Raw genomic sequence first — 620 nt, forward strand, 5'->3', positions numbered from 1 at the left:
GCCCCGGCGGATTAAAGTTCTGGTTCAGCAGGTTAGGGGACACTTCCGCTCCTTCCCGGGGCTTTGTCGTCACCTTATAAGCCCTGCGCTGACGGCAGACCAGCCCCGCCTCCCGCATGAGCTTCATTACCCGCCAGCGGCTGACTGCCACGCCTTCTTCACGAAGTTTTTTTGCCAGTCTTCGACTACCGGCACCTTCCCGGCTGGCGGTGAACAGGGCTTTCAGTCTGACCCTGATACCGACATCGTCCGGGGAAGAGGCGACAGGCTTTTTTTGCCACGCATACCAGGCTGAAGGGCTGACCCGCATTACCCGGCAAAGCCGCCTGACACCGAACACTCCGGCATGCTCGCGGACAAAGTGATATCTCACGACATATGCTTCGCAAAGAAGGCACTCGCCTTTTTTAAAATCTCCTTCTCAAGGCGTAACTCTTTGTTTTCTTTGCGCAGACGTTTAAGCTCTGTTCGCTGGTCCTCATTGAGTTCGCTTTCGCTATGCTGACGGTTGCCAACAACCCATCCCCTCAGCGTTCTGTCGCTGATCCCCAGAGACGCTGCGGCTTTAGCAATGGTGTAGCCCTGCTCATTAACCAGGGCCACAGCTTCCTTTTTAAACT

The 620-nt window shown here is 55.6% G+C and carries 2 protein-coding genes; both read right to left on the reverse strand.

Going from position 1 to position 620, the window contains the following annotated elements:
* The coding region (locus NG99_RS24475; protein WP_157032702.1) for an IS3 family transposase at window positions 1–373 on the reverse strand (373 nt) is incomplete at its 3' end.
* On the reverse strand, window positions 370–620 hold a 251-nt coding region (locus tag NG99_RS24480; protein WP_034898856.1), incomplete at its 5' end, for a transposase. The genes NG99_RS24475 and NG99_RS24480, both read right to left, overlap by 4 nt.

The sequence above is a fragment of the Erwinia typographi genome (assembly GCF_000773975.1).
Lineage (GTDB): Bacteria > Pseudomonadota > Gammaproteobacteria > Enterobacterales > Enterobacteriaceae > Erwinia > Erwinia typographi.